The 9,753-nt window shown below is 66.3% G+C and carries 1 protein-coding gene; it reads left to right on the forward strand.

Annotated elements, in window-relative coordinates:
• Positions 1 to 9,753, forward strand: a 9,753-nt coding sequence (locus tag A5652_RS29025) for a non-ribosomal peptide synthetase (protein ID WP_156745321.1), incomplete at both ends; no start/stop codon positions are given.

The raw sequence follows: 9,753 nt of genomic DNA on the forward strand, positions 1-9,753 counted from the left end.
CTAGCCACCCGCCTAGTCGCCGCGATCGAAAACACCCTCGACGCCACCCTGTCCGTACGCACCGTATTCGAGGCGCCCACGGTCGCGCAGTTGGCCCCCCGGATCGGTGGGGAGGCGGGTCGGCCTGAGCCGTTGGTGGCGGGTGAGCGGCCCGCGGTGATTCCGTTGTCGTTCGCCCAGCAGCGGTTGTGGTTCATCGACCAATTGCACGGGCCTTCACCGGTCTACAACATACCGGCGGCGTTGCGGGTCCGCGGTGCGCTTGATGCCGACGCGCTGGGTGCGGCGCTGGCCGATGTGGTGGATCGCCATGAAAGCTTGCGCACCCTCTTTGTGGCGGTCGAGGGAACACCGCAGCAGGTGGTTATCCCCAGTAAGCGAGCCGACTTCGGCTGGCAGATCACTGACGCGACCGGGTGGCCCGAAAGCCGACTGGCTGAGGCCGTTAACGCAGCGGCGTGCTACACCTTCGACCTGGCAACTGACATCCCTTTGCGCGCAAGGCTTTTCCGGGTCGCCGACGACCAACACGTGCTGGTGGCCGTCGTGCACCACATCGGTGCGGACGGCTGGTCGATCACCGCGCTGGCGCGTGACCTGGCAGTGGCTTATGCCAGCCGGTGCGCGGGGCGGCTCCCCGGCTGGGCGCCATTGCCGGTGCAATATGTCGATTACACGCTGTGGCAGCGCGCGCAGTTCGGTGATCTCGATGACAGTGAAAGCCGCATCGGCGCGCAGCTGGCCTACTGGGAGCGGGCGCTGGCGGGGTTGCCTGAGCGGCTGCAGTTGCCCACCGATCGGCCCTACCCGCCAGCGGCCGATTACCGCGGCGCCAAGGTGGCGGTGGACTGGCCGGTGGAGTTGCAGCAGCGGGTGCGCGAGGTGGCCCGCGAGCACAACGCCACCAGTTTCATGGTGGTGCAGGCCGCGCTGGCGGTCCTGCTGGCGAAGCTCAGCGCGAGCAGCGATGTGGCGGTAGGGTTCTCGATCGCCGGGCGAAGCGATCCCGCCCTGGATGAGCTGGTGGGATTTTTCGTCAACACCCTGGTGCTGCGCGTCGATCTGAGCGGTGATCCCACCGTGGCCGAGCTGCTGGCCCAGGTGCGAGCGCGCGGCCTGGCCGCCTACGAGCACCAAGATGTGCCCTTTGAGGTGCTGGTCGAGCGGCTCAACCCCACCCGAAGCCTGGCCCATTCCCCTCTGGTCCAGGTCGTATTGGCTTGGCAGAACTTCCCCGGGCAAACCAGCGACCCCGCCGCCACGTTGGCCTTGGGTGATCTGCAGGTCACCCAGATGCCAACGGACGCCCAGTGGGCCCGCATGGATCTGACGTTCACCCTGGCCGAAGGCTGGACCGATGCCGGTGAGCCCGCTGGGATTTACGGGGACGTGGAATTTCGAACCGACGTGTTCGACGCGGACAGCATCGAGGCGCTGATCGAGCGGTTGGAGCGGGTGTTGGTGGCGTTGACCGCCGACCCCGTACGGCGGCTCTCGTCGGTGGACCTGCTCGATGCCGGTGAGCACGTCCGCCTGGATGGATGGGGTAACCGCGCGGTGTTGGCCCAGCCGGCGGCGGGGATATCGATTCCGGCGCTATTCGCTGCGCAGGTGGCGTGTACCCCGGAGGCGGTGGCGATCAGCTGCGGGGGCCGCTCCATGACCTATCGCGAGCTTGAGGAGAGCGCGAACCGGTTGGCGCACCTGCTGGCCGACCATGGTGTGGGTCCGGGACAGTGTGTGGCACTGCTGATTTCCCGTTCAGCCGAGGCGATCGTGGCAGTCCTGGCAGTGCTCAAAACCGGGGCAGCCTATCTGCCGATCGACCCGGAACTGCCGGCGACGCGGATCGGGTTCATGGTTGCCGACGCTGAGCCGGTCGCCGCCATTACCACCGAGGACCTGCGGTCGCGACTCGATGGGCACGATCTGCTTGTCATCGACGTCGAAGACGCTCGCATGCTGACCTATCCGTGCACGGGTTTGCCGGCGCCGGCCTGCGACAACATCGCTTACATCATTTACACCTCAGGCACCACCGGCGCTCCGAAAGGCGTAGCAATCACCCATCGCGGCATTGCCGACCTCGTGACGACGCACGTTGAGCGTCTCGCCATCACGCCCGACAGCCGAATTCTGCAGTTCGCGCCGATATTCTTCGACACTTCGGTTGGAAACCTGTGGTACGCATTGCTGTCCGGAGCGACCGCGGTGGTTCCCGTCAATGACCAGGCCCTTCCGGGCAACGAATTAATCGACTTGATTTGCCAGCAAAAAGTCTCCCACGCGGTGCTTACGCCCACAGCGCTAGCCGCCCTCCCAGTCGACCGACTGCAAGGCATGACGCTGATTGTGGCCGGTGAGGCGTGCACCAAAGAACTTGTGGACCGATACGCTCCCATCGCCACATTGATCAACGAGTACGGCCCCACCGAAACGACGGTGGATGTCACGATGACAGGCCGCCTTGAGAGTGGTTCGGGAGCGCCGCCGATCGGGTTGCCGGTGTCCGGGACGGCGTTATTTGTGTTGGACGGGTGGTTGCGGGCGGTGCCGGCCGGAGTGGTCGGGGAGTTGTATGTGGCCGGCGCCGGGGTCGGGTGCGGGTATGTGCGGCGGCCGGGTTTGACCGCGTCGCGGTTTGTGGCCTGCCCCTTCGGGGGCGCAGGCGTGGCGGGGATACGGATGTATCGCACCGGGGATTTGGTGTATTGGGGCGCTGATGGGCAGCTGCAGTACGTCGGGCGCGCCGACGAGCAGGTCAAGATCCGCGGATATCGCATCGAGCTCGGTGAGATCCGGGCGGCACTTGCCGGGCTGGATGGAGTGGAGCAGGCGGCGGTGGTCGCCCGCGAGGACCGCCCCGGCGAGAAGCGGCTGGTGGGTTATGTCACCGGGACCGCACACCCAGCCGACCTCCGCGCCCGGTTGGCCCAGCGGCTCCCGGCCTATATGGTTCCGGCCGCGGTGGTGATGTTGGAGGCGCTGCCGTTGACTTCCAACGGCAAGCTCGACTCCCGCGCCCTGCCGGCACCCGAGTACACCGAGAGCGACGGCTACCGCACCGCCACTACCCCGGTCGAGGAGATCCTTGCAGGTATCTACGCCCAGGTACTCGGGCTGGAGCGGGTGGGGGTTGATGACTCGTTTTTCGACTTGGGTGGGGATTCACTGTCAGCGATGCGGGTAATCGCCGCGGTCAACATCGCCCTGGATGCTCATCTTGCGGTGCGCACCGTGTTCGAGGCGCCCACGGTTGCCCTGTTGGCCCCCCGTATCGGCGGGGATGGCGGTGGGCGCAAGCCATTACTGGCTGGCGGGCGGCCGGCGGTGCTGCCGTTGTCGTATGCCCAGAGCCGGATGTGGTTCCTCAACCAGTTTGAGGGCGGGGTTGCGACCTACAACATGCCGACGGCGTTTCGGATCAGTGGACCGCTGGATGTCGAGGCGTTGGGGGCGGCGCTGGACGATGTGATCGCCCGCCACGAATCGCTGCGCACCATATTTCCCGACGTTGACGGTGTGCCGTTCCAGAAGGTGTTGCCGGCGGAGGCGGGGATGTGGCGGCGCGGGGGCGCGGCGGTGGTCTCGCTGCCAGAGCAGGATGTGGTCGGCGAATTGGTTGTGCTGGCGGGGTATCGGTTCGATTTGTCGGCGGAAATCCCAATTCGGGCGCAGATCTATGCGGTGTGCCCCGAGCAGCATGTGGTGGGGATTGTGGCGCATCACATCGCTTTTGATGGCTGGTCGATCGCGCCAATGTTCCGGGATGTGGGCGAGGCGTACCTGGCGCGGCGGCAGGGCCGGGCCCCGCAGTGGGCGCCGTTGGCGGTGCAGTACGCCGATTACACGCTGTGGCAACAGGAGTGGCTGGGGGACGAGTCCGACCCCGACAGTGTGATTGCCGCACAGTTGGCCTATTGGCGACAGGAGTTGGCCGCGCTGCCCGAGGTGGTGTCACTGCCGGCGGATCGGGCCCGTCCCCCGGTGCCGAGTTACCGCGGCGATGCAGTGGAGGTGCGGATCGAGCCGCCGGTGTGGGCGGGGCTCAAGGCGCTGGCCGCGGCGCACAACGCGACGGTTTCGATGGTGTTGCAGGCGGTCACGGCGGTGTTATTGCACCGCGCCGGGGTTGGCGAGGACGTAGCGATGGGCACGGCGATCGCCGGGCGGTTGGATGCAGCGCTCGATGATCTGGTCGGGTTCTTCGTCAACACCTGGGTGTTGCGAGTGGGGGTGAACCCTGGGCGTCGGTTCTCCGACGTGCTCCACGAGGTGCGCCAAAAAGCACTGGATGCCTATAGCAACCAGGATGTGCCGTTCGAGTTACTGGTCGAGCAGCTGAACCCGGCGCGCTCTGCGGCGCATCATCCGCTGTTTCAGGTGGCCATGGCCTTCGAAAACAACGTGCGCCCCGAGGTCGGGATCGACGGAGTCAGCGTCGAGCAGCTGGGACTGTCCACCCGCACCGCCAGATTCGACCTGGATTTCCAGCTGAGTGAGATACCCACCGCGGACCCGGCCGCGCCGATGGCCGGCGGCGCGGTGTTGTATGCGACGGACTTATATGACCGGTCCACCATCGAGCGGTTGGTCGCCTGGTTCGGGCGGGTGATCGGGGCGGTAATCGCGGATGCCTCGGTGTTGGTGGGGAATGTGTCGTTGCTGGATCGCGGTGAGCGTGATCTGGTGCTGTCGGAGTGGTCTGGCGCTGGTGTGAGGGCACCGGTGGGGGTGGCGCCCCAGTTGTTGGCCGCCGCGGTGGCCGCCGACCCGGAGGCGGTAGCGGTCGTCGAGAGTGCACGGCAGCTGTCGTACCGCGAGCTCGATGAGTGGTCAAACCGGTTGGCGCGGCTGCTGATCGAGGCCGGCGTGGGTCCGGAGCGCGCGGTCGGCGTGGCGATGGACCGCTGTGTGGAGCTGGTGGTGGCCTGGTGGGCCGTGGTCAAGGCCGGCGGGGTGTATGTGCCGGTGGATCGGGCTCATCCGGTCGAGCGCATCGCCACGGTGCTGGACACCGTCGCAGCGGTATGCGTGGTGACCCGTGGTGCCGACACCGTCGCAGGGGCCGGGGCGCTCCCGGTGTGGCAGATCGATGGCCTGGACTTGTCCGGTTGGGGCGCGGAGCCGATCACGGATGCCGACCGGCTGGCGGCGCTGGGGGTGGACAACACCGCCTACGTGATCTTCACATCGGGGTCCACCGGTGTCCCTAAGGGGGTGGCGGTGAGCCATGCCGGTGTGATGGGGGTCGCCTCAGCGCAACGTGAGGTGTTCGGGTTGCGCGCGGATGCACGGGTGCTGATGGTGGCTTCGCCGACCTTTGATGCGTCGCTGTTCGAGGTGTGGTGGGCGGTTGCGTCGAGGGCGGCGTTGGTGGTGGCGCCGCCTGACACATATGCCGGGGAGGCGTTGACCGGACTGCTGGCCAGCCATCGGATCGACGCGGCGGTGTTGACCCCGACGGTGCTGTCGTCGCTAGATCGGGCCAGGTTGGACGGGTTGGCGACGCTGCTCACCGCGGGGGAGTCCTGTCCGACTGAGTTGGCGGCCGTCTGGGCGCCGGGCCGGCAGATGTTCAACGCCTACGGCCCCACCGAGACCACCATCTGGGCCACCTGCACTGCGCCGCTGTCCGGGGAGTCGCCGGTGGGCATCGGCGCCCCGATCCCGGGGGTATGTGCGTTGGTGCTGGACTCGCGGCTGAACCCGGCGCCGAGCGGAGTGGTGGGCGAGCTGTATCTGGCCGGACCCGCGCTGGCGCACGGCTATCTGGGCCGGGTGGGGTTGACCGCGGAGCGCTTCGTCGCAAATCCTTTTGCAACCTCAGCGGGGCATGTTGGGGCGCGGATGTATCGCACCGGTGATCTTGCCCGCTGGACCCCGGTTGGCACCCTTGAGTACATGGGCCGCACAGACGCCCAGGTCAAATTACGTGGACAGCGTCTCGAGCTCGGTGAAATCGAAAACACCTTGCTGGCCTGTCCGCAGGTCACCCAGGCCGCCGCCACCGTGCACCACGGCGACACCGGCTCCCATCTCGTCGCCTATGTGACCCTCGAGCACACCGCCACGGCTAGCGATCAGGACGCCGAGATCGTTGACCGATGGCAACACATGTATGACGAGCTGTACGACGCTGACATCGCCGTGTCGGAGTTCGGCATGGATTTTCGGGGCTGGCACAGCAGCTACACCGATGACCCGATCCCGCTCGAGCAGATGGAGGAATGGCGCTCGGCGACGGTGGATCGGATCCTGGCCCTGCAGCCTCGGCGTGTGTTGGAGATCGGCGCGGGCTCCGGGCTGGTGTTGTCCCAGATCGCCTCGCACTGTGAACATTATGTCGGCACCGACATCTCGGCGGTCGCCATCGACACTTTGACCCGCTCGCTGCAGCAGTTGCAAATCGAGTGGCGCGATCGGGTCCAGCTGCTGACCCAACCCGCCCACACCACCGGGTCACTGCCACGGGACTACTTCGACACCATCATTCTCAATTCGGTCATCCAGTACTTCCCGAACGCGGGGTACCTGTCCGAGGTCATCGACACCGCCATGGATCTGCTGGCCCCCGGCGGGGCGGTGTTTATCGGTGATGTGCGTAACCAGACCCTGCAGGGAGCGTTGCAAACCGGGGTCGCGCTGGCCCGCTTCACCTCCGCCTCCGATGCCGCCGAGATCCGCCAACGCGCCCAGCGCGCGATGCTCGGTGAACCGGAATTACTGCTGGCGCCAGAGTTTTTCACAAGCTGGGCCGCCGACCGCGCTTCGGTGGCCGGACTTGACATCGAAGTCAAACGCGGCATGGCCGACAACGAACTCAACTGGTATCGGTACGACGTCACTATCTATAAGACCCCGGCACCGGTGCGCTCACTGGCCACCGTAGACACTTGGGCCTGGGCCCCGTGCGCAGGCCTGCGCGGACTGCGCGAACATTTGGTATCCCAACGTCCGAGTGCCGTCCGTATCACCGAGATCCCCCGCGCGGGCGTGATCACCGACGTTCACATCGAACAAGCCCTCGCCGACGGGCTGCCCTTGGCCGACGCTCTGGCTGACGCGGACGTCGCCAATGCCGTTGTCCCCGAGGAATTGCACCGCCTCGGCGAAACAATCGGATACCACGTCGCGGTCACCTGGGGCACCCGACCCGGCACCCTGGATGCCGTCTTCATCGCTCCCGACGACCCTCACCGCCGGCACACCCGACCGCTGAGCGATCTCTACCTGCCACCCGACGGGGCCTACCAAGGCGGCACCCACGCCAATGACCCGCATACCAACATCAAGGTCACCGCGGTGCGTCAGCGGTTGAGCGCGTGGTTGCCCGAATACATGGTGCCGACCCAGATTGTGGTGCTCGATGAGTTCCCGTTGACCTCCTCGGGCAAGCTCGACCGCAGGGCCCTACCGGCGCCGGTGTTTGCCGCCACAGCCTTCCGGGCGCCGCAGACTCAGACCGAAGAAATCGTCGCCGGCGTGTTCGCCGAGGTGCTGGGGATCGACAAGGTCGGGGTCGACGACTCGTTTTTCGACCTGGGTGGGGATTCGATGTCGGCGATGCGCCTGATCGCCGCAATCAACGTCAGTCTGGACGCGGATCTTTCGGTGCGCGCCGTGTTCGAGGCGCCCACGGTTGCCGAACTGGCGCCCCGTATCGGGGCGGAGACGAGTCGGCTCCCACGGTTGGTGGCGGGTGAGCGGCCCGCGGTGATTCCGTTGTCGTTCGCCCAGCAGCGGTTGTGGTTCATCGACCAGCTGCAGGGACCTTCACCGGTTTACAACGTGGCGGTGGCGTTGCGGGTGCGCGGTGCGCTTGATGCCGACGCGCTGGGTGCGGCGCTGGCCGATGTGGTGGGCCGCCATGAGAGCTTGCGCACCCTGTTTGTGGCGGTCGAGGGAACACCCCAGCAGGTGGTTATCCCCAGTGAACGAGCTGATTTCGGCTGGCAGATCACTGATGCCACCGGCTGGCCGCAAAGCCGACTGGCTGAGGCCGTCAACGCAGCGGCGTGCTACATCTTCGACCTGGCAACCGAGATCCCGTTACGGGCAAGGGTTTTCCGGGTCGCCGACGGCGAACATGTCCTGGTGGCCGTGGTGCACGAAATCGCCGCCGATGGCTGGTCCATGACCCGGCTGGTGCGTGATGTGGGGGTGGCGTATGCCAGCCGGTGCGCGGGGCGGGCTCCGGGCTGGGCGCCATTGCCGGTGCAGTATGTCGACTACACGCTGTGGCAGCGCGCGCAGTTCGGTGATCTGGAAGACAGCGACAGCCGCATCGCCGCGCAGCTGGCTTATTGGGAGCAGGCCCTGGCCGGGATGCCCGACCGGCTGCAGCTGCCCACCGATCGGCCCTATCCGCCGGTGGCTGATCATCGCGGCGCGAAGGTGGCGGTGGAGTGGCCGGCGGAGTTGCAGCAGCAGGTTGCGCGGGTGAGCCGCGAGCACAACGCGACCAGTTTCATGGTGATGCAGGCCGCGGTGGCGGTGCTGCTCTCGAAGCTCAGCGCCAGCACCGATGTGGCGTTGGGGTTCGTGATCGCTGGGCGGCGCGACCCGGCGCTGGACGAGCTGGTGGGGTTTTTCGTTAACACCCTGGTGCTGCGAGTCGATCTGACCGGTGATCCCACCGTGTCCGATCTGCTGGCCCAGGTGAGAGCGCGCGGCCTGGCTGCCTATGAGCACCAAGATGTGCCCTTTGAGGTGCTGGTCGAGCGGCTCAACCCCACCCGAAGCCTGGGCCATCACCCGCTGGTTCAGGTGATGCTGGGCTGGGAGAACTTCCCCGGACAAGTCGATGTCCCCGCGACCGGGCTGAGTTTGGGTGATCTGCAGGTGACGCCACTGCTCACGGATACCCAAGCTGCGAAAATGGATCTGGTCTTCTTCCTCAAGGAACGTTGGACTGAGGCCGGTGAGCCCGCCGGGATATACGGACACGCGGAATTTCGCACCGATGTGTTCGACGCGGACAGCATCGAGGTGCTGATCGAGCGGTTGGAGCGGGTGTTGGTGGCGTTGACTGCTGATCCGGGCGGGTTGTTGTCGTCGGTGGATGTGCTCGGTGATGGTGAGCGTGCTCGTTTGGATGGGTGGGGTAATCGGGCGGTGTTGGCCGAGTCGGTGATGGCGCCGGTTTCGATTCCGGGGTTGTTTGGTGTGCAGGTGGCGCGTGTGCCGGAGGCGGTGGCGATCTGCTGCGGCGAGCGGTGGTTGACCTATTGCGAGGTTGAGGAGAGCGCGAACCGGTTGGCTCATGTGTTGGCCGATAAGGGTGTGGGTCCGGGGCAGTGTGTGGGGCTGGTGTTTTCTCGGTCGGTCGAGGCGATCGTGGCGATCCTGGCGGTGCTCAAGACGGGGGCGGGGTATCTGCCGATGGATCCAAAGCAGCCGCGGGAGCGGATTGGGTTCATGCTCGCTGATGCCGCGCCGGTCGCCGTGCTCACCACTACCGAACTGGCCGGGCGGTTGGATGGGTTTGATGTGGTGGTCATCGAGGTCGACGATCCCGCTGTGGACACCCAACCCAGCACGGCTCTACCGCCGCCGGCCGCGGAGGATGTCGCGTACCTGATTTACACCTCGGGCACGACCGGGGTGCCCAAGGCGGTGGCGGTCACCCACGCCAATGTGACCCAGTTGGTGGCGTCGTTGGATGCGGGCCTGCCGGCGGTGGGGGTGTGGAGTCAGTGTCATTCGTATGCCTTTGATGTCTCGGTGTGGGAGATCTTCGGTGCGTTGTTG

This window comes from Mycobacterium sp. 1165178.9 (assembly GCF_001673555.1).
Lineage (GTDB): Bacteria > Actinomycetota > Actinomycetes > Mycobacteriales > Mycobacteriaceae > Mycobacterium.